We start from the raw sequence: 25,245 nt of genomic DNA on the forward strand, positions 1-25,245 counted from the left end.
GGCAGTGCGCCTGCGTGGATATCGCGCGATCATGGCCGGAGCGGTCGCGGCCGTCTTGATCGGAGGATGTGCTCCCATCGACGCCGTCGGCTCCGGGGCCGGGGGCGACGGCGGGTCGCGAGGGGACGGCGGCGGCGCCTCGACCGGCGTCAATCCGCTGGACAACCCCAAGGGCACCGAGCGCGGCCTTGGCATGATCAAGTCCGCCAAGGACCGCGAGGACGCCATCAAGATCATTGAGAAGGTCCCGACCAAGGGGCGCGGCGCGAAGACGGGCTACGACCGCGACGAGTTCGGGTACGCCTGGGCCGACAACGCCGACGAGATCCCGTTCGCGCGCAACGGCTGTGACACCCGCAACGACGTCCTGGCGCGCGACGGCGAGGACCTGAAATACCGGTCGGGATCCAACTGCATCGTGGTCTCGATGACCCTGTACGACCCGTATACGGACAAGACGATCAAGTGGAAGAAGCAGGACGCCTCCGAGGTGCAGATCGACCACGTCATGCCGCTCTCGTACGACTGGCAGATGGGCGCGTCGCGGTGGAGCAAGTCCAAGAGGGTCCAGATCGCCAACGACCCGCTGAACCTGCTGCCGGTCGACGGCTCGGCGAACGCCTCCAAGGGCGACTCGGGGCCCGCGACGTGGCTCCCGCCGGCGAAGGGCATCCGATGCTCCTACGCCGTCCGCTTCGCCCAGGTGGCCCTGAAGTACGACCTTCCCGTCACGGCCCCCGACAAGGAGGCCATGCTCACCCAGTGCCGCTGAACGCGCCATCGGCGCCGGCCGCAGGGCCGGTCCGGTGCTCACGCCGTTCCCGGGAGGCCTCGGCCCGGTGCCCCTGGAAGACGCCCAGGCGGCGGCGAGCGCCGGGCCGCCTCGCGGCGGTCGGCCCCGCGGCGGTCGGCCGCCGCGGGGCGCTCCGGTCAGTCGTCGTGCTTCTGGCGGAATTTGATGATCTTTCCGGTCCTGACGGAGACGTAGACGCGGTACTCGGTGCCGCGGTTGTGCAGTTCGACCTTCCAGGCCCGCTGCCCGTGCTCCCATTCGCGTTCGACCTTGGTGACCTGCGCGCCGGGGACGCGCTTCTTGGCGATCCTGACCGCCTGCCGGTAGGTGATCCCCCGTGAGGTGACCGCCTCCTGGCTCGCGCTCGCCCGGCCCGCCGTCCCGGCCGAGGCCGCCGCGGAGCCGTTCGCGCCCGCGGAGGTCGAGCCCGTGAGGCGCGCGGCCCCTGAGGACACCGAGGACCCGGAGGACGCCGAGGACCCGGAGGACGCCAAGGGCGCCGAGGACGCTGCGGAGGCGGCGACCGCTCCGGTGCCGAAGAGGGCCGCGATCCCGGCTCCCGCGATGGCGAGCTTGGCGGCCTTGCTGATGCGGTGTGTGTTCGTCATGCGCCAAGGCTCGCGCCGGTCGCGCTAAGCCCGCGCTGCGGAGATGTTAAGGCACTCCTAAGCCGTCATCGGGGGGATGCCAGGCGGAGGACGACCAGGGCCCCGCCGCCGGGGGCGGTGTCCAGAGAGAGGGAGCCGGCGGACGCCTCCGCCGTCCGCCGGGCGATGTCCAGGCCGAGCCCCGTCGAGCCGGCGCCGCTCCTGCCGCGTTCCAGGGGATGCCCGGCGCCGGGACCCGAGCGGAAACCCGGGCCGGAGTCGGCGATCTCCAGCCGCGCGCCGCCGGCCTCGGGCGTCAGCCGCACGGAGAAGGCGGCGCCCTCGGGAGTGTGCGCGAACACGTTGCCCAGCAGCGCGTCCACGCAGGCCGAGAGCTCGGCGGAGCTCACGCCGACCTCCACCGGCCCCGGCGGCACGTCCACCTCGGCGGCCCGCCCCTGGTCCTCGGCGAGCACCGACCAGAAGGTCACGCGTTCGGCCACGACCTGCGCCGCGTCGCAGCTCGCCTGCTCGCGCGACCGGCGGCGCACGTCCGTGATGACCGAGGTCACGGCGCGTTCCAGCGCGTCCACGCGGACGCCGAGCCGCGCCGCCTCCTGCGGATCGGCCAGCGACTCCGCCTCCAGCCGCAGCCCGGTGAGGGGCGTGCGCAGCCGATGCGAGATGTCGGCGGCGGTCTCGCGTTCCTCCGCCAGCAGGTCGCTGATGCGTCCCGCGAGATGGTCGAGTGCGAGACCCACGTCACGCACCTCCGCGGGGCCGCCCGGGGTGGTCCGGGCGGTGAGGTCGCCCGCCGCCAGCCGGTGCGACACGCGGGCCAGTCCGCTCATCGGCCGGGTCAGCGCCAGGGCCAGGCGGTCGGCCACCACGATGCCCACCCCGATCAGCGCCAGCCCGAGCAGCAGCATGCCGAGCCACACCTCGCGGACGCCGCGGCGCAGGTCCTTCTCGCCGAGGAACGCGCGGACCACCGCCGTCCCGCCGGGCAGTCCCTGCACCGCGACCAGCACCTCCAGGCCGTCCGGCGTCTCGGCCGTCAGGCTCTGCCCGCGCGCGGCCAGCCGCACGGCCGCAGACCGGGGGGCCGGAGCGCCCGCGATCCGGCCGTCGGGGAGGAACACGGTGATCGCGTGACCGCTGGACGCGGAGGTGCGCTCGGCGGTCAGCGTGAGCCCGGCGAGGTCGGCGGTGCCCACGGCCGCGGCGACGGACTGCGCCTCGGCGGTCGCCTGGGTGACCGCGCTGCTCTCCGCCAGAGCACGGACGAGTAGGGCGAGCGGCACGAGCAGGGCGATCAGCACCAGCGAGGTGGTGGCGGCGACCAGCAGCGCGAGCCAGCGCCTCATGACGGCTCGACCAGTTTGACCCCGACGCCGCGCACCGTCTGCAGGTAGCGGGGCTCCTGCGCGGTCTCGCCCAGTTTGCGGCGCAGCCAGGACAGGTGGACGTCGACGGTCTTGTCCGCCCCGCCGTAGGGCACCTGCCACACCTCGGTGAGCAGCTCGCGCTTGGTCACCACCTGGCCCGAGCGGGCGGCCAGATAGTGCAGCAGGTCGAACTCGCGCGGCGTGAGATCCAGCGGGGTCCCGGCGAGGACGGCCTCGCGGCTGCGCGGGTCCAGCCGCAGGTCGCCCACCATCACCGAGGTGTCGGTGCGGCCGTCGCCGGTCCGGCGGAGCACGGCGCGGACGCGCGCGTCGAGCTGGGCCGCGCTGAAGGGCTTGACCACGTAGTCGTCGGCCCCGGCGTCCAGAAGCCGCACCATCTCGGCGTCGCCGTCCCTCGCGGTCGCCACGATCACCGGGACGCGGCTGACGGCCCTGAGCATGCGCAGCATCTCGGTGCCGTCGAGATCGGGGAGGCCGAGGTCGAGGACGACCAGGTCGGGGCGCTCGGCGACGGCGAGGCGCAGTCCTTCCAGCGCGGTCGGAGCGGAGGACACGGCGTGGCCGCGGTCGCGCAGACCTCGCATGAGTGCGGTGCGGATCGTCGCGTCATCCTCGACGAGCAGGACGTTGGCCATGGGCGGTTACGGTAACCGGTCCGCGGCACCGACATAAACCCTGTTATGGCGCCTTTAACCCGGTCTTAGGCTTTCGCAAGGGAACATCGGGCGCATGGATCAACACCACGGAGGGCTCGCGGTGGACGGCGGCAAGGGCGGCTCGCGCGGGGACGCGCGGTGAACCGGCGTCCGCTGCTGGTCGTGGGCGGCTGGCTGGTCACCGCGGTCCTCGCCACGGGCGCCGGCATCGTCGTGACGACCTTCCTCGGGGACGCCGTCACCGGCTCGGCGACCCGGGCGCTGTCACCCGCCGACGTGCGGCGCTCACTGGACGCCTCCGCCACCTCCGCCGCCTCTGCCGCCTCCGAGAACCCGGCGTCGTCCGGACCGGCGACCGCGCCGTCGACTCCCGGGGTTTCCCCGTCGAGCACGGCCGCGCCGTCGGCGTCGCCGTCCGGGCTGCCGGGGCCGAGTTCGGGCCACAGCAGGGTCATCGCGGCGCCCGGCGGGGTGGTGGTGGCACGGTGCGAGGGCGGCTCGGTCACGCTGCGGTCGTGGACGCCGGCCCAGGGGTACGAGGTCAAGGACGCCGAGCGCGGGCCACGGGACAAGGCGCGCGTGCGGTTCGAAGGGGAGACCAGGACCGAGATCGAGATCCGGTGCTCCGGCGGACGCCCCGTCCACACCGTCAAGGTCGACTGAACGCTCGAACCCGCACCGGCTGAACGCCGGAACCCGCACCGGCTGAACGCCGGAACCCGCACCGGCTGAACGGTGGAACCACATCGGCTGGACGCCCGACCAGGACCGGCTGGACGCCGGGATCCGCCCGCGGTGGCGATCTGTCCACAGGGAGCCGGTCGGCGGCCTCGCGCCCGCCGCCCGGTGTTCTAGGATCGGCCGACCGTAAAGGCCGAGTAAAGGACGGGTGGGCGATGAACGCACGCAAGAGCATCGGTGACCAGGCGCAGGGCGGGAGGCGCGGCCGGTTGCTGCTGAGGGGCATCCTGCTCGCCGTGATCGCCATCGTGGTGCTCTCGTTCGTCGCCACAGGGTGCACCAAGGTGAGCACGGCGCCCGACGAGGTGCGGCTGCACTACGCCGGCGGCCCCTTCGAGGCGATCAAGTTCGTGAAGTGCATCAACCCGTCCAGCGGGGCCACCTACCTCGGCCCGGGCGACACCTCCTACGCCTATCCTTTCGGCCAGCGCACCTTCGACTTCTCCGGCTCGCCGGATGCCGAGTCCAAGCCGATCAGCATCGTCTCCAAGGACAACGTCGAGATGGAGGTCGCCGGGTCGGCGACCTTCACGCTCAACACCTCCTGCGAGACCCTGCGCCGCTTCCACGAGAAGATCGGGCTGAAGTACGGGTCGTACTTCGAAGGCTCCGCGTCCTCCGACGGCTGGCGCCGCATGCTCAACTTCTACTTCAAGCAGCCGCTCGACCGCGCGATGGACGCCGCCTCGCAGGAGTTCGAGTGGAAGAAGCTGTTCAACGACCCCGACGTCAAGCAGCAGTGGGAGCAGCGGGTCGGCCAGCTGTCCCGGCAGTTCATCAAAGAGACCGCCGGCGACGACTACTTCTGCCAGCCCAACTTCGGCGGCACCGGCGACTGCGGCGATGTCGTGCTGACCATCCAGAAGCCCGAGCCGCCGCAGACCCTGATCGACGCGCTCGCCGCCGAGCAGGCCGCCAAACAGCAGAACCTCGCGCAGCAGCAGATCAACACCAAGGTCAAGACCGAGCTTGAGTCCATCAGAGACCTGGTGAAGGTGCTCGGGCCGCAGGGGGCCATCCTGTGGAAGGCCATCCAGGACGGCAGGGTGCAGGTCGTGCCGGTGCCGCAGAACGGCTCGATCAACATCACCCCGCAGTCACGCTGACCCCACGTCAGATACGGTGATTTAGGGGCATATGTCCAGATAACGGCAAGCTTGGGGGTCCGGAGGGGCCGCGGCCGGGAGTTGATGGAAGTATGCCCCTATGGGGGGCTCACACCTTCTCGGGGGGAGATCTGTGATGTCGGAGCGCTGCCGCTACCCTGACGGCGCACCTTGCTGGCCGGAGCTGACGACGCACGACGTCCCCGGAGCAGCCCGCTTCTACAGGGACGTCTTCGGGTGGACCGTCCAAGATCTCGGCCCCGAGTTCTGGCACTACACGATGTGCCTGGTCGATGACATGCCGGTCGCGGCCATCACCGCGCCGGCCGTGGGTCTGGAGAACGTGGAGCCGGCGTGGAACACCTACCTCGCCACCTCCGACGTCGAGGCCTCCGCCGTGCGGGTCGAGGCCAACGACGGCAAACTCGTCATACTCCCGACCGCCATCCACGACGAAGGCCGGTTCGCCCTCGCGGCCGACCCCGAGGGCACGCTGTTCGGGCTGTGGCAGGCGGGCGCCAGCATCGGGTCCCGCCTGTACGGAGACATCGGCGCCATGTGCTGGAACGAGGTCAACGCCAGGAACGCCCGGGTGACCGACCAGTTCTACCGGGCGATCTTCGGCTATCAGCCGTTCCAGATCGGCGACGGGATCGACTACGACTACGTGGTGTGGAAGGTCGGCGACATTCCGGTCTGCGGGCGGCTGCGCGTGCCGTACGAGACCGAGTGGATTCCGCGCCACTGGATGCTCTACCTGCGGGTGAACGACTGCTCCGCCACCATCGCCCGCATCCTCCAGGGAGGCGGGTCGGTGCACATCCCCGAGTACGAGTCGCGCACCGGTCCGGTCGCCGTCGTCTCCGACCCGTTCGGCGCCGACTTCGCCCTCTGCCAGCACCCCTTCGGCGAGCACCCCGTCGGCATCTCGATCCTCCAGGGCCTCTGAACTTCGCCATGAGGAGAACACCCCGTCCAGTGGCCGGATGAGCCACGCCTGCCGCCCGGCGCCGCCCGGGGCCACGGTGGGCCGCCGGTGCCGAGGCGGTCAGCGCGAGGGTGAGACGTCCTCGCCGAAGTCGGCGGCGATCTTCCGCATGCCCTCGGCCAGTTCCTCCCGGTTCAGCGCCTCGATGCGCTCCACCGGCCCCGAGATCGACATGCCGGCGATCACCCGGCCGCCGTCGCGCACCGGCACCGCCAGGCAGTGCACCCCGAGCTCCTCCTCGCCGAAGTCCATCGCGTAGCCCCGCGCCCGCACGGCGTCCAGCTCGGCGAGCATGGCCTCGACCGTCGTGATCGTGTGCTCGGTGCGGCGCGGCAGGCCGGTGCGCGCCAGGATGTCCGCGGCGTCCGGCCGGTCGGCCAGCAGCACCTTGCCCACCGCGGTGCTGTGCGGCAGCACCCGCCGTCCTACCTCGGCGAACATCCGCAGCCGCCGCGGGGACGCGGCCTGCGCCACGTAGACCACGAAGTCGCCTTCCAGCACCGCCAGGTTGGCCGTCTCTCCCGAGAGTTCCACCAACTTGGAAAGGTAGGGTTGCGCCCACACCCCCACCATGCGCTCGGCCGCCCCGCCCAGCCGCACGAGGGCGCCGCCCAGCGCGTACCGGCGATCGGACTCCTGCCGGACGTAGCCCCGGCTCAGCAGGGCCTGGAGCAATCGGTGGATCGTCCCGTACGGCAGCCCGGTGCGGGCGGCGATCTCCGACAGCCCGGCCGCCCCGCCCTGGTCGGCGAGGGCCTCCAGCACGTCCAACGCCCGGTCGACGCTCTGGACCGTGCTCACGAGCGCTCGTTCCCGGCGGTGGCACGACCGTTCGAGGCGCGGCCGAGGACGGCGGGAGACAGGGCGCGCAGGGAGGCGTCGAGGACTTCGGCGGTGTGGGCGACGCGGATGTGCTCGCCCCGGCGGCGGGCGGCGGCGGCGATCTGCATGGTGCAGCCGGGGTTGGCGGAGACCAGCAGATCGGCTCCGACGGTGAGCACCTGCGCGGCCTTGCGGTCGCCGAGCTCGCGTGCCGCGACCGGCTGGAACAGGTTGTAGGTGCCCGCCGATCCGCAGCACATCGCCGCGTCCGGCACCTCCCGCAGCCGCAGCCCCGGGACGGCGGCTAGCAGCGCCCTGGGCTGGGTACGGACGCCCTGGGCATGGGCCAGATGGCAGGCGTCGTGGTAGGCGACCGTGATCGGCAACGGGTGGCGCTCGGCGATCGGGCCCAGCTCCGCCAGGTACTCGGCCAGGTCGGCGAACCGCAGCGCCCGCGCCCGCGCCGCCCACGCCGGATCGTCGGCGAGCAGGTCGGCGTACTCCTTGGTGCTCGACCCGCACCCCGCGGCGTTCACGATCACCGTGTCGACGCCCGCCCGTTCGAAGGTCTCGATCGTCCGGCGCGCGAACCGCGCCGCCTCCTCCGGCCGTCCCGAGTGCACCGACAGTGCGCCGCAGCAGCCCTGCCCGGCCGGGACGACCACGTCGCACCCCTCCATCGCCAGCACGCGCACCGTCGCGGCGTTGACGCCGGGGAAGAACTCGCTCTGGACGCACCCGGTGAGCACCCCGACGGTCGCCCGCCGTTCCCCACGCGCCGCCACGCGACCCGGCAGCCGTACCCGGCGGCGGGGGAGGGGCGGCGTCAGCTCGGCCATGGCGGCCAGCCGAGGATCCAGCCGTTCCAGCAAGGGACGTACGCGGGGTGTGAGGGCCCTGCTCAGCCGCAGCGGCAGGCGCAGCGCCCGCAGCCGCCGCGGGTAGGGGAACAGGCCGAAGACCAGCGCCCGGAAGGCGCGTTCGGCCGGCGGGCGGGGGTGGGCCCGTTCCACCTCGGCCCTGGTCGACTCGATCAGCCGGTCGTACTTGACGCCCGAGGGGCAGGCGGTGACGCAGGCCATGCAGCCCAGGCACGCGTCGAAGTGGCCGGCCATCTCAGGGGTGATCGGAGTGCCTTCGACGTGCTGTTTCATCAGGTGGATGCGCCCGCGTGGGGAGTCCATCTCCTCGCCCCACAGGGCGTAGGTGGGGCAGGCGGGCAGGCAGAACCCGCAGTGCACGCAGTCGTTGATCAGCTCGGGGTTCATGGCCGTAAGCTCCTCACGCGCGTTCCCGCCCCCTGGACGGCGGGCCACTCTCGGACGGCGCGTCACCCTCATATGGCGTGTGGCTCCCGGACGGCGTGTCACCCTCGGACGGCTTGTCGCCCCCGGGCAGCCGTCCCGGAGACAGCAGGCCGCCGGGGTCGAAGCGCTCTTTGACCCGCCGCATGAGCGTGGCGGCCCCGACCGGGCCCCAGCGGTCGAGCAGGCCGGCCGCGTCCGCCGGTGCGGTCCACACCACCAGTCTGCCGCCGTGCGCGGCCAGCTCGGAACGCAGCGCCGACACGAACGTCCGCGCCCGCGCCGGGGCGGTGTCCGAGGGCAGCGCGAGGTGGACGACGGCCGAGGCGGCCGACCCGCGCAGGCGCACCGGCAGGTCGCCGGCCTCCCGCGCCGAACGGGCCACCGCGGCCAGGGCCGGGACGGCGGCGCCGGGGCGGACGCGCATCTCCAGCAGGAACTCCTCGCCGGGGAGCCGGCCCCACCAGGCGGGCGGCTCCGGGGCGACCATGGTCGTGGCGCCCAGCAGCCCGGCTGCGGCCTTGGCGCGCTCGGCGGCCGCCACGCCCTCGAACAGCGCGGCGACGGTCACCGGGCCCCGCACGTCGGGCCGGTCGATCTCCACGGCGCTCGGCTCGGTCTGCGAGCCGGCCAGGGCGCCGAGGTCGGGGAGCCGGTCAAGCCCAGGGACGGTGGCGCTGATCCAGGCCCGCGCGGCCGGCAGCGGGTGGAGGCGCACGGTGGCCTCGGTGATGACGCCGAGCGTGCCGAGCGAGCCGGTGAACAGTTTGCCCAGGTCATAGCCCGCGACGTTCTTGACGACCTTGCCGCCCGAGCGGGCGACGGTGCCGTCGGCCAGCACGACCGTGATGCCGATCAGCAGGTCGCGCGCGGTGCCGTAGCGCAGGCGGCGCGGGCCCGCGGTCGCGGTGGCGAGCGTGCCGCCGACGGTGGCGCCTTCGACGGGGACGTCCAGGGCCAGTTCCTGACCGGCCGCGGCGAGCACGCCGGCGAGCGCGTCCGTCCGCACGCCGGCCTGCACCCGCGCGACCAGGTCGCCCGCGGCGTGCTCCAGGACGCGGTCCATGCGGCCGGTGTTCAGCAGCAGGTCGCACCGCTCGGGCGGCGGTCCCCAGCCGAGCTTGGTGCCCGCGCCCTCGGCGACCACGGCGAGCCCGTGCTCGGCGGCGGCGCGCATGACGGCGGCCACCTGGCCGGTGGATTCCGGCAGCGCGACCCAGCGGGGTGCCAGCCGGCCCAGGCCGGGCGCCCGGGTCGCCGCGTCGTCCGGGGTGGCCGCGCGGACGGTCGCGCCGCTCGCGGCCAGGGCCTCCTCAGGGGCAAGGGCCATCAGAACAGCTCCGCCTCTCCGGAGGCCACCAGCGGGTGCACGCCCTTGCGCACGCCCGGAACCTCGCCGCACAGCCGCGGGGTGGGGAAGATCTTGCCGGGGTTGGACAGGTTCTTCGGGTCGAAGGCGCAGCGGACGAGTTGCATGGTGTCCAGATCCTCCGACGAGAACATCTTTGGCATATATCGGGATTTGTCCACACCGACACCGTGCTCTCCGGTGATCGACCCGCCGTTCTCGATGCACAGGTCGAGGATCTCGCCGGACACCCGCTCGGCCCGCTCGCCCGCCCCCTCCTCGGCGTCGTCGAACAGCACCAGAGGGTGCAGGTTGCCGTCCCCCGCGTGGAAGACGTTGGCCACCCGGATGTCGTACCGCCGCGACAGCCGCTCGATGCCCGCCAGCACCTCGGGCAGCGCGGTGCGCGGCACCACCCCGTCCTGCACCAGATAGGCCGGGCTGATGCGCCCCACGGCCGCGAACGCCGACTTGCGTCCCCGCCAGATGGCGGCCCGCTCGGCCGGGTCGTCGGCGACGCGCAGCTCGAAGGCGCCGGTGTCGCGGCAGATGGCCTCCACCTGGGTGAACTGGTGGGCGACCTCCGGTGCCGGGCCGTCCAGCTCGACGATCAGCACCGCGCCCGCCCCCGCGGGGTACTCGCAGCGCACCGCCGCCTCCGCGGCCTCGATGGCCAGCGCGTCCATCATCTCGATCGCCGCGGGGACGATGCCCGCGCCGATGATGGACGACACCGCGCGCCCGCCCTCCTCGACGGTGGTGAACGCGGCCAGCAGCGTGGTCACCGTCTCGGGGACGCGCGACAGCCGTACGGTGATCTTGGTGGCGACGCCCAGCGTGCCCTCCGAGCCGATGAACGCTCCGAGCAGGTCGTACCCGGGGTCCATCGCGTCCAGCTCGACGATGTCGCCGTCGGGGGTGACCAGCTCCACCGCAAGGACGTGGTTGACGGTGAAGCCGTACTTCAGGCAGTGGGCGCCGCCGGAGTTCTCGGCGACGTTGCCGCCGATCGAGCACACCTGCTGGCTGGAGGGGTCGGGCGCGTAGTAGTAGCCGTACGGGCGGGCCGCCTCGCTGATCGCCAGGTTGGTCACGCCCGGCTCGACCACGGCCAGCCGGTCGGCGACGTCGATCTTGATGATGCGGCGCATGCGGGAGGTCACGATGAGCACGCCGTCGGTGCGGGGCAGCGCCCCGCCGGACAGGCCGGTGCCCGAGCCGCGCGCCACGAACGGCGTGCCGGTCTCGTCGCACAGCCTCACCACGGCCGCGACCTGCTCGGCCGTCTCGGGCAGGACGACGACGGCCGGGGTAGCGCGGTGGTAGGTGAGCCCGTCGCACTCGTAGGTGCGCAGCCGCACCGGGTCGGTGATCACCGCGTCGGGCCCGAGGATGGACGTGAGGCGGCCGGACAGCTCGGCCGTCGCCGGCGTCATGGCATCCGGGCGTACGCGGGGAGGGTGAGGAAGTCGGCGAAGTCGTCGTCCAGCGCCACCTCGGTGAACAGCTCGGCCGCCTGCCCGTAAAGGGACCCGTCGAAGCCCGGCTCCTGGCGGATCTTGTCCAGTTCCTCGGCGATGACCCGCTCGACGAGCTCCTTGGTCACCACCTCGCCGGTGTCGGCCAGCTCGATGCCGTTGTGCACCCACTGCCAGATCTGCGAGCGGGAGATCTCGGCCGTGGCGGCGTCCTCCATGAGGTTGTGGATGCCCACCGCGCCGCTGCCGCCCATCCAGGCGGCCAGGTATCGCAGGGCCACGTCCACGTTGTTGCGCAGGCCGGCCTCGGTGATGTCGCCCGGCGTCTTGGAGACGGCGAGCAGGTCGGCGGCCGAGACCACGACGTCCTCGCGCAGCCGGTCGAGCTGGTTCGGCCGGTCGCCGAGGACGGAGTCGAAGACCTCCCGGCAGATCGGCACCAGGTCGGGGTGGGCCACCCAGGACCCGTCGAACCCGTCGCCGGACTCGCGGGTCTTGTCGGCGCGGACCTTCTCCAGGGCGACCTTGTTCACCTCGGGATCGCGCCGGGAGGGGATGAACGCGGCCATGCCCCCGATGGCGTGCGCGCCGCGCCGGTGGCAGGTGCGCACCAGCAGCTCGGTGTAGGCGCGCATGAACGGCGCGGTCATGGTCACGGCGTTGCGCTCGGGCAGCAGGAACTCCGCGCCGCGGGTGCGGAACTTCTTGATCACGCTGAACAGGTAGTCCCAGCGCCCGGCGTTCAGCCCCGCCGAGTGGTCGCGCAGCTCGTAGAGGATCTCCTCCATCTCGAACGCGGCCGGGTAGGTCTCGATGAGGACGGTGGCCCTGATGGTGCCGTGCGGGACGCCGAGCAGCTCCTGGGCGCGGGTGAACACGTCGTTCCAGAGCCGGGCCTCCAGGTGAGACTCGATCTTGGGCAGGTAGAAGTACGGGCCCCTGCCCTTGTCGATCTGGCGCCGCGCGCAGTGGAAGAAGTAGAGGCCGAAGTCGAAGATCGAGGCCGAGAACGGCTCGCCGTCCACCAGGACGTGCTTCTCGGTCAGGTGCCAGCCCCGGGGACGGACCACGATCGTGGCGAGCTCCTCGTCGGGACGCAGCGCGTAGGCCTTGCCGCCCGCCTCGAAGTCGATCGTACGGTCGAGGGCGTCGCGCAGGTTGAGCTGGCCGCCCACGACGTTCTCCCAGAGGGGGGAGTTGGCGTCCTCGAAGTCGGCGAGCCACACCTTGGCGCCGGAGTTGAGGGCGTTGATGGTCATCTTCCGGTCGACCGGCCCGGTGATCTCGACCCGGCGGTCCACCAGACCGGGCGCGGGCTCGGCCACCCGCCAGGAGTCGTCCTCGCGGACGGCCTTGGTCTCGGGCAGGAAGTCGAGCGTGCCGCCCGCGGAAAGCTCGGCCTGCCGGGCCTGCCGGGCGTCCAGCAGCTCGCGCCTGCGCCCGTCGAACTCCCGTTGCAGGGTGGCCACGAAGCGCAGGGCCTCAGGGGTGAGGATCTCGTCGAAGCGGTCCATCGAGGGACCGGTGATCTCAACGCCTTCCATGGCCGACCTTTCCATGATGCGGAAAAATGCTTCTGGATTGTGGAATCGACGCTACCCGCCGCCGGACTCGGGGGTCAATGTCAGGTCCCCCTGAGGGGCCGCTAAGGGGCGTCTCCGGGCCTTCCCCGATGGGCTCCGGGATCAGCGGCCAGCAATCTTGAACCATGAAGAATCCGACGTCCTCCGCGAACCCCTCCCCCCGCACCGGCTCGGCACGCCTGTCCAAGCGCCCGGGGCGCGTCATGGCGGCCGGGGCCGCGCTCGGCGCGGGACTGCTGCTCACCTCGTGCGGCCTGACCGACCTCGGCCGTCCCGACAAGAACGAGACCAACGCCTACGACGTGACCGGGAAGCCGTCCGTGCTCCGCGTCGCCAGCGGCGCGGGGAACATCGAGGTGACCGAGTCCGACCGGTCCGGGTTCCACGTGACGGAGAAGCTCTACTGGAAGAGCGGCAAGCCCGTCACCCGGCACCCCGTCGACGGCGACACGCTCAACCTCGACTACACCTGCCCCGACCCCGGCTGGAACTGCGGCGTGGACTACCTGATCGAGGTCCCGCGCGGGGTCCGGGTCAAACTGAAGAGCGGGTCGGGCGACATCACCTTGCGGGCGCTGTCGGGAGCGGTCGACGTGGGCACCGGGTCGGGCACGATCGACGCCAACGGGCTGGGCGGCAAGGAGGCGATCGCCGAGGCCGGCTCCGGAGACATCGAGCTCCGCTTCACCGCCACGCCGGACAAGGTCGACGTCCAGACCGGGTCGGGCGACGGCACCGTGCGCGTGCCGGGAGGGGCGTACAACGTCACCGTGGGCACCGGCTCCGGCGACAGGAAGGTCGACGTCACCGACGACGACTCCGCGCCCCGCACCATCGTCGTCCGGACCGGTTCCGGCGACGCCAACGTGCTCGCCACCTGAGCGCGGGCGCGGGAGCGGCGATCACGGCGGCGATCACGGCGGCGATCACGGCGGCGATAACAAGGTGAATCCGGGTGGCCGACGTGGCACCATTCGAGGGAAGACACCGGCGGGGTCCCCGTGTTGAATTGAACGGAGCGGTCTACCCGCGAACGGTGACCCACGAGCGCTGAGGAGCGCGACCATAGCCACAGAGAAGACGTATATGTACAACGAGTCCTACGAAGACCTCGCCACCGGTGACTACGACCTCGAAGAGCGGCAGGCACTACGGCGCGTCGCCGGGCTGTCGACCGAGCTTCAGGACATCACCGAAGTCGAATACCGGCAGCTCCGCCTCGAGCGGGTCGTCCTGGTCGGCGTCTGGACCGGCGGAACCGTCGTCGACGCCGAAAACTCCCTGGCCGAGCTCAAACTGCTGGCCGAGACCGCCGGGTCCCAGGTCCTGGAAGGGCTCATCCAGCGGCGCCAGCGTCCCGACTCCGCCACGTACATCGGCTCGGGCAAGGCCGTCGAGCTGCGCGACATCGTGGAGTCCACCGGCGCCGACACCGTGATCTGCGACGGCGAGCTGACCCCCGGCCAGCTCCGCCAGCTCGAAGAGGTCGTCAAGGTCAAGGTCATCGACCGTACGGCCCTGATCCTCGACATCTTCGCCCAGCACGCCAAGAGCCGCGAGGGCAAGGCCCAGGTCGAGCTGGCGCAGCTCAGCTACCTGCTGCCCCGGCTGCGAGGCTGGGGTGGCAACCTGTCCCGCCAGGTCGGCGGCCGGGCGGCCGGAGGCGTCGGCATCGGCGGCCGCGGCCCCGGTGAGACCAAGATCGAGCTGGACCGCCGCCGCATCCGCGAGCGCATGTCCAAGCTGCGCCGGCAGATCAGCGGCATGTCCACCGCGCGCGAGACCATGCGTTCCCGCAGGTCGCGGCGCGAGGTGCCGGCGGTGGCGATCGCCGGTTACACCAACGCCGGCAAGTCGTCCCTGCTCAACCGCCTCACCGGCGCGGGGGTGCTCGTGGAGGACGCGCTGTTCGCCACGCTCGACCCCACGGTGCGCCGGGCCCGCACGCCCGACGGCAGGCTGTTCACGCTCGCCGACACCGTCGGGTTCGTCCGGCACCTGCCGCACCAGCTGGTCGAGGCGTTCCGCTCCACGCTGGAGGAGGTCGGCGACGCCGACCTGATCCTGCACGTCGTGGACGGCTCGCACCCCGACCCCGAGTCGCAGATCGCGGCCGTGCGCGAGGTGCTCGCCGACATCGACGGGGTGGGCGACATCCCCGAGATCGTGGTGGTCAACAAGGCGGACGCCGCCGACCCGGTGATGCTGGCCCGGCTGGCCACGCGCGAGCGCCACAGCGTGGTCGTCTCGGCCCGCACCGGCGCGGGCATCGACGAGCTGCTCGCCATGATCGAGCGCGAGCTTCCCCGGCTCGACCACGAGGTCCACGTGCTGGTCCCCTACGAGCGCGGCGACCTCATCGCCCGCGCGCACAAGGAGGGCGAGGTGCGGTCGGTCGACCACACGGGCGACGGCACCGTCCTGCACGCGCACGTGCCTTCCGCTCTGTACGCGGAGCTCGAACGCACCGCCAAGCCGGTCGAAACCGTCTGATCCCGGTCGGGGGCCGTCCAGCCCCCGCCGGGGTCACCCGGTCCCGGCCCACCTCGCCGAACGGCCGGCGGGTGCACCTCGGCGGTGATCCGCCGCGTTCCGTCGTGTTCGCCGGTGTTCGCCGGTGTTCGGCCGACCGGCGTGAAACGGTGGACGCTACGCGCGGTGCCCGGCTGAGGACATTCTCGCGTAATACCGCCCCGCCTGGTGATCGTCCTGGTAGCCTTTTGAACCGTCGAGACGGCCTTCGGGCCGCCGGCGGGGGTCGATGAGCCGAGATGACGCGCTGGGGGAGGGCTTGGCGCGGTGTTGCCGGCGGCTTGGCCCGGTATGACATCGAAGATGGTTCCGCTGTCCGGGGGGTGGCGGCAAACGGTGCATATCGGACTGAACCACCTAAAAAGGTACAAAAGTATGACGCCGTAGAGAAACCTCGCAAAGGCGCAGGAAGGTGGCTGTGGCCCGCGGGGCTTGATTATTGCTACGATATGGACACCCTGACAAGACATTCTGGCGCTGGTTTCGCATGATGACGCGTGTGACTGCTGCTACAGCAGGGGCTAGGTCGGCACCAGGCGTTCCCGGGGACAGATTTCCGACATGCCGGGGTGTAGAGGCCTCGACGCGAAGCAGGGGAGATGAACCGCCGTTCTTCTCGATAACCCTGTACATCGAGCCGACCTGTGAAATAACGTAACTGAACTGAAATCGCCCGGCCAAGATCCGGGCGATACCGTCATCGCACACCAGTGCGGATGAGATCAGGAGACCCCCCAATGACGTCCGGAAACGGAGCGGACCCAGCGGGCGTGGCGCCCGGCACCACGTGGGCTCCGGCGTCGTTCCCGGATGCTTCTACGGCCCTGGGCCGGGCGGTGATGCCATGACGGTGCGGCTACTCACGAACATCGGCCGGCTGTGGACCGGCAACGATGTCTGCAGCAACGCCGCGATCCTCGTCCACAACGACCGCATCGCGTGGGTCGGCCGTGCCGCCGATCTGCCGCAGACGGTGCCCGGTGTCGTGGACGACATCACGGACGTCGATCACGTCGAGAACCTCGGCGGCTCCCTGGTGACTCCGGGGCTCATCGACGCGCACACCCACCCGGTGTACGCCGGCAACCGTTACGCCGAGCTGGCCATGCGCTCGGGCGGCTCGACGCCGAGCGCGATCACCGCCGCGGGCGGCGGCATCGGCTCCACCGTCACGGTCACCCGCGGCACCGACCCGTGGACCTTGTGCAACGGCGTGCGCGAGCGCCTGCGCGACTGGCTGCTCAACGGCACCACCACCGTCGAGGCCAAGACCGGCTACCACCTCACCCGCGACGGCGAGCTGGCCGACGTGCGGCTGCTGCGCGAGCTCGAGAAAGAGCCGATGATGCCGCGGGTCCACGTCACGTTCCTCGCCGCGCACGTGGTGCCGCCCGAGTACTTCGGGCGTCAGCGCGACTACGTCGAGGCCGTCGGCTCCTGGTGCGCCGACGCCGCCGCGGCGGGCGCCGACAGCGTCGACGTCTACTGCGACGACGGCCACTTCACCACCGACGAGGCCCGCTGGGTGCTCGCCTCCGGCCGCAACGTGGGCCTGCTGCCGCGCATCCACGCCGGCGCCCACAAGCGACGCGGCGCCGTCCAACTCGCCTCCGAACTCGGCTGCGCGTCGGCCGACCTGCTGCACAACACCACCGACGAGGACATCGCGCTTCTCGCCCGGTACGGCGTGCCCGCGGTCGTGTGCCCCGGAACGGCCCTCCAGCAGGGCAACCTGCCTCCGGTGCGCCGGATGCTCGCCCAGGGCGTCACGGTGGCCCTCGGCAGCGACCACAACCCTGGCCACTGCGGCATCACCTCGATGTCGCTGGTGATCAGCCTGGCGGTGGCCGCGTTCGGCATCAGCGTCGGTGACGCCCTGCGCGCCGCCACGCTCGGCGGGGCGACCGTCCTCGGCGCCCCCGACCGCGGCGTGCTCACTCCGGGCCGGCTGGCCGACATCGTCCAGTGGGATGCCGACCACGAGGGCGCCTTCGCCTGGGGCTTCGGCCTCAAGCCCCGCCGTGTCTGGCGCGGCGGCACTCCCGTCCAGTAACCCCCTCCCGTTCCGCGCCCAGCCTTCCGCCTCGGGTCGAACCGGAGGCGGTCCGGCGGCGCCGGACGGGACGGTGGCGGGTAGCCTTCGGTCATGTCCCAAGCGGTCGCCGTGGTCACCGATTCCACCGCCTACCTCGACGCCGAGGAGGCCCGGCTGCTGGGCGTCATCGTGATCCCTCTGCAGGTGGTCGTGGGAGGGCGCGCGCTGGACGACGTGGCCGAGATCGACGCCGATGGCGTCGCCGCCGCGCTGCGCCAATGGTCGCCCGTCTCCACCTCCCGCCCGTCCCCGCAGCGCTTCGCCGACGCGTACGAGCTCGCCGCGGCACAGGGTGCCACGGGGGTGGTCTCCATCCACCTGTCCGCCGAGATGTCCGGCACGGTCGAGTCCGCGCGCGTCGCCGCCGCGGAGGCCATCATCCCGGTCGACGTCGTGGACAGCGGCTCGCTGGCCATGGGGCTCGGCTTCCCGGTGCTCGCGGCGGCGCGGGCGGCCCGCGAGGGCTCCACGCGCACCGAGGTCACGGCGGTCGCCAAGGCGTGCGCGGAGGCCACCGAGAGCTTCTTCTATGTCGACACCCTCGAACATCTGCGCAGGGGAGGCCGCATCGGCGCCGCGGCGAACCTCCTCGGATCCGCGCTCTCGATCAAGCCGCTGCTGCACATCTCCAACGGCGCCATCGCGCCGCTGGAGAAGGTGCGCACCGCCGGCAGAGCGATCGCCAGGCTCGAAGACCTGGCGGTACGGGCGGCGGGTGACGAACGGGTCGACGTCGCCGTACACCACCTCGTCGCCGCCGATCGGGCACGCACGCTGGCCGACCGCCTGTCCAGGCGCATCCCGGCCCTGGCGCGGCTGCGCGTGGTGGAGGTCGGCGCGGTCGTCGGCGTACACGTGGGCCCCGGCATGCTCGGCATCACCGTCGCCCCCGCCCTCCCCGACCAGCCATCCTCACCCACAGGCCCGGACCCCGGTCCACCGATGTGATTCGTAACGCCCGCCCGAGCCACTCGTTCCCGAACACCAGAGCCGACCCCCTGTCCGTCCCGGCCGGCGACTCCCGCCCTGCCACCAACCCATCGGGTGACCACCCGAAGGGGAGGTGACGATGACATGCCGGACGGACGGCGATCACAAGGAGCACAGCGATGCACCACCCCTCCAGCACCAGTCCCGCGCCTCGGCGCACCCCTCTCAGCGCGGACGAGAGGGCACGCAGCGAAGTGAGCTTCTCCCAGTTGGTCGCCCACCACCTCGTCAGCAGCGGTCGTTTCCGGGTGACCGCCGAAACCCCGGACATGGTGGAGCTCTTCCAGGCGGTGGCCCGCCGGGTCAGCGACATGCTCCAACGCCCCGTAACCAGCTACGCCAACGGCAAAGACATCATCATCACCTTCACCCAAGAAACCCACCCCTTGGAAGCCGACCACTAACCCCCACGCCCTCCAAAGCCACACGGCCACCGCCCCCAACAGCCACCAAACGCGCCCACCACCAACCGACGAACCCGACCACCACCGACCAGCGGACCGTGGTACGGCGTTATCGCGCCGAGTCAGCGGATCGTATGGTGCGGTAGTAGCCCCCGACCTCGCCGGTGCGGGGGTTCACCCCGGTGGGTGCTGGGTGTGACCGGCGCCGGGTCGGCGGGTCGTGGTACGGCGGTGTCGGCGCCGTTGTACGGCGTTCGGCCCGGTGGGCATGCGTGATGGCAGCGCACTGACTGCGGTCGCGGTCGCTCCTGTGGACCGAGGGGTTTTCCGGTTCGCTTATCCACAGAATGGTGTTCGGGGCGCATCGACGGTGGCTGGGCGGCCTAACGTCCACGGCGTGAGAACAGCGGACAGGTCCCAACTGAGCGATGTCGGCGAGTCGCGCCTGCACGCTCTCAGCCCTCTCGGCCGGCGTCGCCTGGCTGCGATCCCGCCGCCCCATGACCACCCTGCCGACCCTGATCACCGCCATCCACCTCGACTGACGACCACGAGCGACTCAGAACCCCCGGCCCCCCATGCCGGGGACGACACCGTCCGAGACGGCAGGATGTCGCCGCGCACCACTGATCCCGTTCTGGACGGCGAGAGTTCGTCCCCTCATGTCGGTGAATCCACGTACGGGCAGGCGGCGCCGGCGGGTCGCCTGCGGTCGGAGCCGATGCCGGCTCTGTCGTTGCGCGCCCGGCTGGCCGATCTTGTCGGTGAGCACGGGGCGCGCATCGACCCCGGCCGGCCGGGCATGCGCGTGCTGGTGGTGCTGGGCCTTCTCGCGGTCCTGGCGGCGGGCGTCTACGCCTGGCGGGCCCGGCCGCAGGCCGAGCAACTGAGCCCGCCGATCCCATCCGGCGCCCAGCCGGTCCTGGCATCGGCGACGCCCGCCATCGCGCCGAGGCCCACGCCGTCCATTCAGGTTCTCGTTCATGTCACCGGGAAGGTGCGCAAGCCCGGTGTGGTCACGCTTCCCGGTGGATCGCGAGTGGCCGACGCCCTCACGGCGGCGGGAGGTGTCCGGGCGGGGGCCGAGGCCGGTCCGCTCAACCTCGCCAGGAAGCTGATCGACGGGGAACAGATCGTGGTCGGTCAATCAAATACGCCCGGGTCAGGCACTGCTCCCGGCGCCGATCCCGTCGCCGGGCCAGGTACGCCGCTCGATCTGAACACCGCGACCGCGAGCCAGTTGGAAGACCTGCCAGGAGTCGGAGAGGTCCTCGCCGGCCGCATCATCGAGTTCCGTCAGGGCCACGCGGGCTTCCAGAGTGTCGATCAACTCCGTGAGGTCACCGGCATCGGCGCCCGCAAGTTCGCCGACCTTCGCGACAAGGTCCACGTATGACGACCGGCGGGGGAGACCTGCGGTTGGTGGTACCGGCGCTCGCCGCCTGGGGGACGGCTCTAGCGCTGCTGAGGTGCACGGTCACGACCGGCGTCATCACGGGCATCAGCGCCCTGATCGGGATGGCCGTCATCGCCGTCCGCCGTCGCCCTCTGATCCGGCTCCGCGCGTCGTCCGGCACGAGAGGCGGAGAGGCCAGGCGAAGTGGCGAGGCGGGGCGAAATGGGTGGAGGGCCGGAGTCCATGCGCCGGCTGATTTGAGAGGCGGAGAGGCGAGGGGAGGGGCGTGGTGTGGGTGGAGGGCCGGGGTCCGTGCGTCGGCTGGTTCGGGAGGTGGGGAGGCGGGGCGAAGGGGGTGGTGTGGGTGGAGGCACACGCTTCTTGGAGTCCTTGGCTGTGTGGCGGCCGTCGCCGGGGTGGTGGCCTTCCGGGTACATGCGGTGACCTCAGGACCGCTCGTCGATCTCGCGCAGAAGCGGGCGGTGGTCACGGTCGAGATGTCGCTCACCGATGATCCCCGTGTCCTACCCGGCGGGCGCGGGTCGGTACGGCGAGAGCGGGTCATCGTCGAGGGCACGGTGGGGCGCGTCGAAGCCCCCGGCATTCGCATCGGAACGGCCGCGCCGGTGGTGGTGTTCGCCCGGGGCGCGGCCGGCTGGGCGTCGCTGCTGCCCAGCCAGCGGATCCGCCTCCAAGGCCGGCTCGCACCCCCTGATCCGGATGAGCTGACGGCCGCGGTGCTTCTGGCGGGCGAACCTCCGAAGGTGCTGAGCGGGCCTTCGCCGCCGCAGCGCGTGGCCGCCGCCCTTCGCGAGGGACTGAGGCAAGCCTGTGCCGTGCTGCCGCCGGCCGAACGAGGGCTTCTGCCCGGGCTCGTCGTCGGCGATCTGTCCCACATGGACGAGCAGGTCAGGCACGATCTCAGAACGGCGGGCCTGAGCCACCTGACCGCCGTTTCCGGGGCCAACCTGGCCATCGTCGCCGGCACCGTGCTCGCGTTCGGGCGGTTGGCCGGGCTGCCGCTGGCAGTCCGGGCGATCGTCACCATCGCGGCGATGGTGGGATTCGCCGTCGTCGCGCGGCCTTCGCCGAGCGTGCTCCGGGCGCTGGTGATGGGTTCGGTGGCCGCGGTGGCCCTCGGTACCGGACGCCCAGGAGACGGCGTCACCGCTCTCTCGGCCGCCGTCCTCGGGCTGATCCTCTTCGACCCGGCGCTCGCCGCCGAGTACGGTTTCGCGCTGTCGGTCTTCGCCACCGGGGGCATCCTGGCGCTGGCGCCCAGGTGGCGTGACCGCATGTCCCGGCGGATGCCGCGCATGGCGGCCGAGGCGATAGCGGTGCCCTGCGCGGCGCAGGCGGCCGTGACGCCGTTGCTGGTGGTGATGGCCGGCGAACTGGAGCCCGTGGCGATCCCGGCCAACCTGCTCGCCGGGCCGGCGGTGGCCCCGGCGACGATACTCGGGTTCGCCGCCTCGGTCGTGGCGCCCGTCCACCTCGAGACCGCGCGGTGGCTCGTCCGGCCCGCCGGGTATGCGGTCGGCTGGATCATCCTGGTGGCCCGCCAGGCGGCCGGGGTTCCCGTGGCCACGCTGCCGTGGCCTGGCGGGGTGATCGGCCTGCTCCTGCTGGTCGCCCTGGCGGCGGTGGGGTGGGTGGTGCTACGTCGCGCGGCTCTGCGGCTCATCGTGGGCGCCATCGCGGTCGGCGTCGTGGTCGCCGTGGTCTTCCTCCGGCCGGTCGTGGCGCCTTGGCCGCCGCGCGACTGGCTCATGGTGAGCTGCGACATCGGACAGGGAGACGCGCTCGTCTTGTCAGCGGGCCGAGGCAGGGCCGTGGTGGTCGACGCCGGGCCCGAACCCACGTCCGTCGACCGATGTCTGCGCGCGCTCGGCATCGAGCAGGTGCCCCTTGTCATCCTCACCCACCCGCACTTCGACCATGTGGGAGGGCTGGACGGCGTGTTCCGCGGCCGTCGGGTCGGGGCCGTGGTGGTCAGTCCGGGTGACGAGCCGCGTCAGGAGAGCGCCCGGGTGTCGGCCGATCTCGGACGCCGACGCGTCCCCGCATGGGTGGCCTCGCCGGGGATGAGCTGGCGCCTCGGACCGGTGGAGTTGCGCATCATCGGGCCGGTGAGAGAGGCGATGTCGGCGGGCCCCGGAGAAGGCTCCATGGCCAACAACGCGAGCGTCGTCGTGCACGCGCGATGGGCGTCCGGCTCGGCTCTGCTGTCCGGGGACGTCGAGATCGAGGCACAAACCGAGCTGTTACGCCGGGGTCTGCCGCGGGCCGACATCCTCAAGGTGCCCCATCACGGCTCGGCGCGGCAGGATCCGGAGTTCCTCGCCGCCACGGGCGCCCGGGCGGCGCTGATCAGCGTCGGCGCGGACAACGACTACGGCCATCCCGCCCCGCTGACGATGCGGCGCCTGCACGACCTCGGCATGCACGTCTACCGGACGGACCTGCAAGGCGACGTGGCCGTCGTATCCGATCATGGTCGTCTCGCGATCGTGCCCCGAGGCCGCTGAGAACCCGGGGCCGCCGAGAAGTGGCCTGCCACGGGCCGGGCTATCTTGGGCTGACTGGTCAGCGCTGTGCGGTGTTGTGCGTGTGGAACTCGGTGTCGAGGTCGGCGGCATACACCGAACGACGGCACGGCGCGCAGCGGTACAGGATGGGACCCTCGTCCAGCACGGCTCCGCATCGAGGGCAGCTATGGTGGCGCTTGTTCATGGTGGAATTCACCTCCCTCTTCCGCTTTTCGTTGCCTCTAACATGCCCGACACTACCTGCAGTTTGATTGCCGATGACTTGCAGCGTTGCGCGTGGTACGCGATGTGAACCGTGGGACTGAGGCTTTGCCATTGAGCGTTGGTTTTTTACTTTTAGGCGCTTCATCATGATTGGTGACCCAGGTGCGGCCCGGTGCGCGAAGGTGGGTGGCGCGCTGCGGGGTGCCGGCCGGATGGGAGTCGCCGGGCGAGTGGGTCGGGTGAGTGGGGTGGACGGGTGACGTCCGGTTGCCCCACGGTGGTCTGAGCGTGGGATGCTGCTCGCATGGCGACGCAACCAGCACCCGTGAGCCTCGTCGTCGGTGATGAAGAACTGCTCGCCGATCGCGCGGTGACATCGATCATCGCGGCCGCGCGGGCGGGCGACCCGGAGATCAAGGTTCACGATCTGTTCGGCGGCAAGGTGGAGCCGGGCGAGCTGACCCGCCTGACCTCGCCGTCCCTGTTCGGTGACCGCTCCGTCGTGGTGTTCCGGTCGGCGCAGGATCTCGGCAAGGACGTCATCGCCGAGATCGTGGCGTACACCAAGAATCCCTCTGAGGACGCGGTGGTCGTCCTGGTGCATCCGGGCGGGGTGAAGGGCAAGGCCCTCGTCGACGGGGTCAAGAAGGCCGGTGCGGCCGTCGTCACGGTCACCAAGCTGACCAAGGCGGGGGAACGACTGGACTTCGTCAAGAACGAGATGAGGAACGCCGGACGGTCGATCAGCGGCGACGCCGCACAGGCGTTGCTGGACGCCGTGGGCAACGACCTGCGCGAACTCGCCGCCGCGTGCGGCCAGCTCGCGTTCGACACTCCGGGTAAGGCGATCGACGAGGCGGCCGTCGCGCGGTACCACCGGGGCCGGGCGGAGGTCAGCGGGTTCACGGTCGCCGACAAGGCGGTCGAGGGCCGGCTCGGTGAGGCGCTGGAGCAGCTGCGGTGGGCGCTCGCGACCGGGGTCGCGCCCGTCCTGATCGTGAGCGCGCTGGCCGGAGGGGTACGGTCGCTCGCCAAGGTCGGCAGCGCTCCGCGCAACCTGCGTGGCGGGCAACTGGCCAGTCATGTGGGCATGCCCCCGTGGAAGATCGACCGGGTGAAGCGCCAGCTCAACGGCTGGGGTCCTGAGGGCATCGCGCGGGCCGTGCAGGCCGTGGCCCTGGCCGACGAGCAGGTCAAGGGCGGCGGGACCGACCCCGCCTACGCTCTGGAGCGCACGGTGCAGGTGATCGTCGCCAGCCGCACCGGCCGCTGACCACGCGATCCAGTCTCGATCCATGTCTCCGGCGCCGGCCGCCCCGCGCGGGGCGGCGCCGGCGACATCGTTCGGGCCCCGGCCGTGGCTTCGCCGTGGTGTTGCCTTCCCGGGGGTTTCAGGTGGGGGTGGGGGCGAGGTCGGGGGTTACGAGGGCGCCGTCGTGGAGTTGGAGGACGCGGTCGGCCAGGGTCATGAGGGCCGGGTCGTGCGTGGCGACCAGGGCGGTCACTCCTTCGCTGCGCACCAGAGCGCGCAGCAGTTGCATGATCTGGCGTCCCGTCTGCGAGTCGAGCTGCCCGGTCGGCTCGTCGGCGATCAGCAGACGCGGCTTGTTGGCCAGGGCCCGCGCGATCGCCACGCGTTGCTGCTGCCCGCCGGAGAGCTCGTAGGGCCGCTGGTTCATGTGCTTCTCCAGGCCGACCAGCGAGAGGAGCATTCGTACGCGTTCGTCCCGTTCGGCGCCGGCGGTGCGGGACAGCCGCATGGGCACCCCGACGTTCTCGGCCGCGGACAGCACCGGGATCAGGCCGAACGACTGGAAGACGAAGCCGATGACGTCTCGGCGCAGCTCCAGCAGGCCGGTCTCGGGCAGTTCCGTGACGACGCGCCCGGCGACGGTGACCCGGCCGCTGTCGGGACGGTCGAGGCCGCCGATCTGGTTGAGCAGCGTGGTCTTCCCTGAGCCGGAGCGGCCCCTGATCGCGATCAGTTCGCCGGGGTAGGCGTCGAAGGAGACGTCGCCGAGGGCCACGACCGCCTTGGGTCCGCTGTTGTAGACCTTGCGAAGTCCTTGGACGACGACCAGCGGCTCGCCGTTCGAGGTGGGAGAAGGGGTACGGTCCCCGCCTACCTCGGTCTGTGCCACAGCAGATCCCGCCGCCACAGCAGATCCGGCTGCGGCCGCGGGAGATCCGGCCGTGTGGTGGGCCGCCTCGGGGAGGGGCGCGGGAGCCGCCTCGCGGGCGGACGTGGAGCCGGTTGTGG

The 25,245-nt window shown here is 71.7% G+C and carries 22 protein-coding genes; 12 read left to right on the forward strand and 10 right to left on the reverse strand.

The features are described from left to right. Positions 1–31 precede the first annotated feature (31 nt). Positions 32–772: an HNH endonuclease family protein gene (locus ACZ6QO_RS04175; RefSeq protein ID WP_465847491.1), complete on the forward strand. Its 741-nt coding sequence runs from the start codon at positions 32–34 to the stop codon at positions 770–772. Positions 773–930: 158 nt separating this feature from the next. Here the strand turns inward: ACZ6QO_RS04175 and ACZ6QO_RS04180 are convergent, their stop codons facing one another. The 3 genes from ACZ6QO_RS04180 to ACZ6QO_RS04190 all read right to left on the reverse strand — a co-directional run bounded on the left by ACZ6QO_RS04180 (position 931) and on the right by ACZ6QO_RS04190 (position 3,424). Further along, on the reverse strand, positions 931–1,401 hold the full coding sequence (locus ACZ6QO_RS04180) for a PepSY domain-containing protein (RefSeq protein ID WP_465847492.1): 471 nt from the start codon (positions 1,399–1,401) through the stop codon (positions 931–933). A 65-nt stretch (positions 1,402–1,466) separates the two neighbouring features. Beyond that, on the reverse strand, positions 1,467–2,747 hold the full coding sequence (locus ACZ6QO_RS04185) for a sensor histidine kinase (protein WP_465847494.1): 1,281 nt from the start codon (positions 2,745–2,747) through the stop codon (positions 1,467–1,469). Next, positions 2,744–3,424 (reverse strand): response regulator transcription factor, encoded by a 681-nt coding sequence (locus ACZ6QO_RS04190; protein WP_465847495.1) that lies wholly within the window; start codon positions 3,422–3,424, stop codon positions 2,744–2,746. Before ACZ6QO_RS04190 ends, ACZ6QO_RS04185 begins: the two co-directional genes overlap by 4 nt. Positions 3,425–3,583: 159 nt before the next feature. On the opposite strand from ACZ6QO_RS04190, the gene ACZ6QO_RS04195 reads away from it, so the two are divergent. From ACZ6QO_RS04195 to ACZ6QO_RS04205, 3 genes are all read left to right on the forward strand, one after another. Next, entirely contained in the window at positions 3,584–4,108 is a 525-nt protein-coding gene (locus ACZ6QO_RS04195; protein WP_465847496.1) for a hypothetical protein, read from the forward strand. Between the two features lie 233 nt (positions 4,109–4,341). Beyond that, positions 4,342–5,292: an SPFH domain-containing protein gene (locus ACZ6QO_RS04200; protein WP_465847498.1), complete on the forward strand. Its 951-nt coding sequence runs from the start codon at positions 4,342–4,344 to the stop codon at positions 5,290–5,292. Between the two features lie 136 nt (positions 5,293–5,428). Continuing rightward, entirely contained in the window at positions 5,429–6,241 is an 813-nt protein-coding gene (locus ACZ6QO_RS04205) for a VOC family protein (RefSeq protein WP_465847499.1), read from the forward strand. A gap of 99 nt (positions 6,242–6,340) precedes the next feature. On the opposite strand, the gene ACZ6QO_RS04210 is transcribed toward ACZ6QO_RS04205, so the two are convergent. Genes ACZ6QO_RS04210 through aceB form a run of 5 tightly spaced genes read right to left on the reverse strand, consistent with a single transcriptional unit; the run spans position 6,341 to position 12,776 of the window. Next, entirely contained in the window at positions 6,341–7,081 is a 741-nt protein-coding gene (locus ACZ6QO_RS04210; protein ID WP_465847501.1) for an IclR family transcriptional regulator, read from the reverse strand. After that, positions 7,078–8,370: a (Fe-S)-binding protein gene (locus tag ACZ6QO_RS04215; protein WP_465847502.1), complete on the reverse strand. Its 1,293-nt coding sequence runs from the start codon at positions 8,368–8,370 to the stop codon at positions 7,078–7,080. Before ACZ6QO_RS04215 ends, ACZ6QO_RS04210 begins: the two co-directional genes overlap by 4 nt. 13 nt (positions 8,371–8,383) lie before the next feature. After that, positions 8,384–9,736 carry an FAD-binding oxidoreductase gene (locus ACZ6QO_RS04220; protein WP_465847503.1) on the reverse strand — a complete coding sequence of 451 codons (1,353 nt, stop codon included), beginning with the start codon at positions 9,734–9,736 and terminating at the stop codon, positions 8,384–8,386. After that, positions 9,736–11,190, reverse strand: a complete 1,455-nt coding sequence (locus tag ACZ6QO_RS04225) for an FAD-linked oxidase C-terminal domain-containing protein (RefSeq protein ID WP_465847505.1) — start codon at positions 11,188–11,190, stop codon at positions 9,736–9,738. The genes ACZ6QO_RS04220 and ACZ6QO_RS04225 overlap by 1 nt, the downstream gene beginning before the upstream one ends. Further along, on the reverse strand, positions 11,187–12,776 hold the full coding sequence (aceB, locus tag ACZ6QO_RS04230; protein ID WP_465847507.1) for a malate synthase A: 1,590 nt from the start codon (positions 12,774–12,776) through the stop codon (positions 11,187–11,189). Before aceB ends, ACZ6QO_RS04225 begins: the two co-directional genes overlap by 4 nt. A gap of 164 nt (positions 12,777–12,940) precedes the next feature. Here aceB and ACZ6QO_RS04235 point away from each other — a divergent pair, with 164 nt between their 5' ends. The 7 genes from ACZ6QO_RS04235 (at position 12,941) to ACZ6QO_RS04265 (ending at position 22,760) form a co-directional block, all read left to right on the forward strand. Beyond that, complete coding sequence (locus tag ACZ6QO_RS04235; protein ID WP_465847508.1) at positions 12,941–13,696, forward strand: DUF4097 family beta strand repeat-containing protein; 756 nt, start codon at positions 12,941–12,943, stop codon at positions 13,694–13,696. Positions 13,697–13,901: 205 nt separating this feature from the next. Then, entirely contained in the window at positions 13,902–15,308 is a 1,407-nt protein-coding gene (hflX, locus tag ACZ6QO_RS04240) for a GTPase HflX (protein WP_465847510.1), read from the forward strand. Positions 15,309–16,191: 883 nt separating this feature from the next. Then, a complete protein-coding gene (locus ACZ6QO_RS04245; protein WP_465847512.1) occupies positions 16,192–17,400 on the forward strand; it encodes an amidohydrolase family protein in 1,209 nt (402 codons plus the stop codon). A 93-nt stretch (positions 17,401–17,493) separates the two neighbouring features. Beyond that, a complete protein-coding gene (locus ACZ6QO_RS04250; protein ID WP_465847514.1) occupies positions 17,494–18,390 on the forward strand; it encodes a DegV family protein in 897 nt (298 codons plus the stop codon). Between the two features lie 161 nt (positions 18,391–18,551). Beyond that, positions 18,552–18,836, forward strand: a complete 285-nt coding sequence (locus ACZ6QO_RS04255; protein WP_465847516.1) for a hypothetical protein — start codon at positions 18,552–18,554, stop codon at positions 18,834–18,836. A gap of 721 nt (positions 18,837–19,557) precedes the next feature. Continuing rightward, positions 19,558–20,232, forward strand: a complete 675-nt coding sequence (locus ACZ6QO_RS04260; protein ID WP_465847518.1) for a ComEA family DNA-binding protein — start codon at positions 19,558–19,560, stop codon at positions 20,230–20,232. Positions 20,233–20,630: 398 nt separating this feature from the next. Then, positions 20,631–22,760 (forward strand): ComEC/Rec2 family competence protein, encoded by a 2,130-nt coding sequence (locus ACZ6QO_RS04265; RefSeq protein WP_465847520.1) that lies wholly within the window; start codon positions 20,631–20,633, stop codon positions 22,758–22,760. A 58-nt stretch (positions 22,761–22,818) separates the two neighbouring features. Here ACZ6QO_RS04265 and ACZ6QO_RS04270 read toward each other — a convergent pair whose 3' ends face one another. After that, positions 22,819–22,965: a hypothetical protein gene (locus ACZ6QO_RS04270; RefSeq protein ID WP_465847522.1), complete on the reverse strand. Its 147-nt coding sequence runs from the start codon at positions 22,963–22,965 to the stop codon at positions 22,819–22,821. Between the two features lie 324 nt (positions 22,966–23,289). On the opposite strand from ACZ6QO_RS04270, the gene holA reads away from it, so the two are divergent. Further along, the gene (holA, locus tag ACZ6QO_RS04275; protein WP_465847524.1) at positions 23,290–24,258 is read left to right on the forward strand and encodes a DNA polymerase III subunit delta; all 969 of its coding nucleotides are present in this window, start codon (positions 23,290–23,292) and stop codon (positions 24,256–24,258) included. A gap of 118 nt (positions 24,259–24,376) precedes the next feature. On the opposite strand, the gene ACZ6QO_RS04280 is transcribed toward holA, so the two are convergent. Beyond that, on the reverse strand, positions 24,377–25,126 hold the full coding sequence (locus tag ACZ6QO_RS04280; RefSeq protein ID WP_465847526.1) for an ABC transporter ATP-binding protein: 750 nt from the start codon (positions 25,124–25,126) through the stop codon (positions 24,377–24,379). Positions 25,127–25,245 lie beyond the last annotated feature (119 nt).

This window comes from Sphaerisporangium sp. NPDC049457 (assembly GCF_055586705.1).

Excerpts from the sequence above, each read along its gene's own strand:
- ACZ6QO_RS04235 (WP_465847508.1), top strand. The coding sequence starts at position 12,941 with ATGAAGAATCCGACGTCCTCCGCGAACCCCTCCCCCCGCACCGGCTCG.
- ACZ6QO_RS04205 (WP_465847499.1), top strand. The coding sequence starts at position 5,429 with ATGTCGGAGCGCTGCCGCTACCCTGACGGCGCACCTTGCTGGCCGGAG.
- ACZ6QO_RS04200 (WP_465847498.1), top strand. The coding sequence starts at position 4,342 with ATGAACGCACGCAAGAGCATCGGTGACCAGGCGCAGGGCGGGAGGCGC.
- ACZ6QO_RS04190 (WP_465847495.1), bottom strand. The coding sequence starts at position 3,424 with ATGGCCAACGTCCTGCTCGTCGAGGATGACGCGACGATCCGCACCGCA.
- ACZ6QO_RS04255 (WP_465847516.1), top strand. The coding sequence starts at position 18,552 with ATGCACCACCCCTCCAGCACCAGTCCCGCGCCTCGGCGCACCCCTCTC.
- ACZ6QO_RS04245 (WP_465847512.1), top strand. The coding sequence starts at position 16,192 with ATGACGGTGCGGCTACTCACGAACATCGGCCGGCTGTGGACCGGCAAC.
- ACZ6QO_RS04215 (WP_465847502.1), bottom strand. The coding sequence starts at position 8,370 with ATGAACCCCGAGCTGATCAACGACTGCGTGCACTGCGGGTTCTGCCTG.
- ACZ6QO_RS04185 (WP_465847494.1), bottom strand. The coding sequence starts at position 2,747 with ATGAGGCGCTGGCTCGCGCTGCTGGTCGCCGCCACCACCTCGCTGGTG.
- ACZ6QO_RS04225 (WP_465847505.1), bottom strand. The coding sequence starts at position 11,190 with ATGACGCCGGCGACGGCCGAGCTGTCCGGCCGCCTCACGTCCATCCTC.
- ACZ6QO_RS04175 (WP_465847491.1), top strand. The coding sequence starts at position 32 with ATGGCCGGAGCGGTCGCGGCCGTCTTGATCGGAGGATGTGCTCCCATC.
- aceB (WP_465847507.1), bottom strand. The coding sequence starts at position 12,776 with ATGGAAGGCGTTGAGATCACCGGTCCCTCGATGGACCGCTTCGACGAG.
- hflX (WP_465847510.1), top strand. The coding sequence starts at position 13,902 with ATGTACAACGAGTCCTACGAAGACCTCGCCACCGGTGACTACGACCTC.
- ACZ6QO_RS04180 (WP_465847492.1), bottom strand. The coding sequence starts at position 1,401 with ATGACGAACACACACCGCATCAGCAAGGCCGCCAAGCTCGCCATCGCG.
- ACZ6QO_RS04260 (WP_465847518.1), top strand. The coding sequence starts at position 19,558 with ATGCCGGCTCTGTCGTTGCGCGCCCGGCTGGCCGATCTTGTCGGTGAG.
- holA (WP_465847524.1), top strand. The coding sequence starts at position 23,290 with ATGGCGACGCAACCAGCACCCGTGAGCCTCGTCGTCGGTGATGAAGAA.
- ACZ6QO_RS04250 (WP_465847514.1), top strand. The coding sequence starts at position 17,494 with ATGTCCCAAGCGGTCGCCGTGGTCACCGATTCCACCGCCTACCTCGAC.
- ACZ6QO_RS04270 (WP_465847522.1), bottom strand. The coding sequence starts at position 22,965 with ATGAACAAGCGCCACCATAGCTGCCCTCGATGCGGAGCCGTGCTGGAC.
- ACZ6QO_RS04220 (WP_465847503.1), bottom strand. The coding sequence starts at position 9,736 with ATGGCCCTTGCCCCTGAGGAGGCCCTGGCCGCGAGCGGCGCGACCGTC.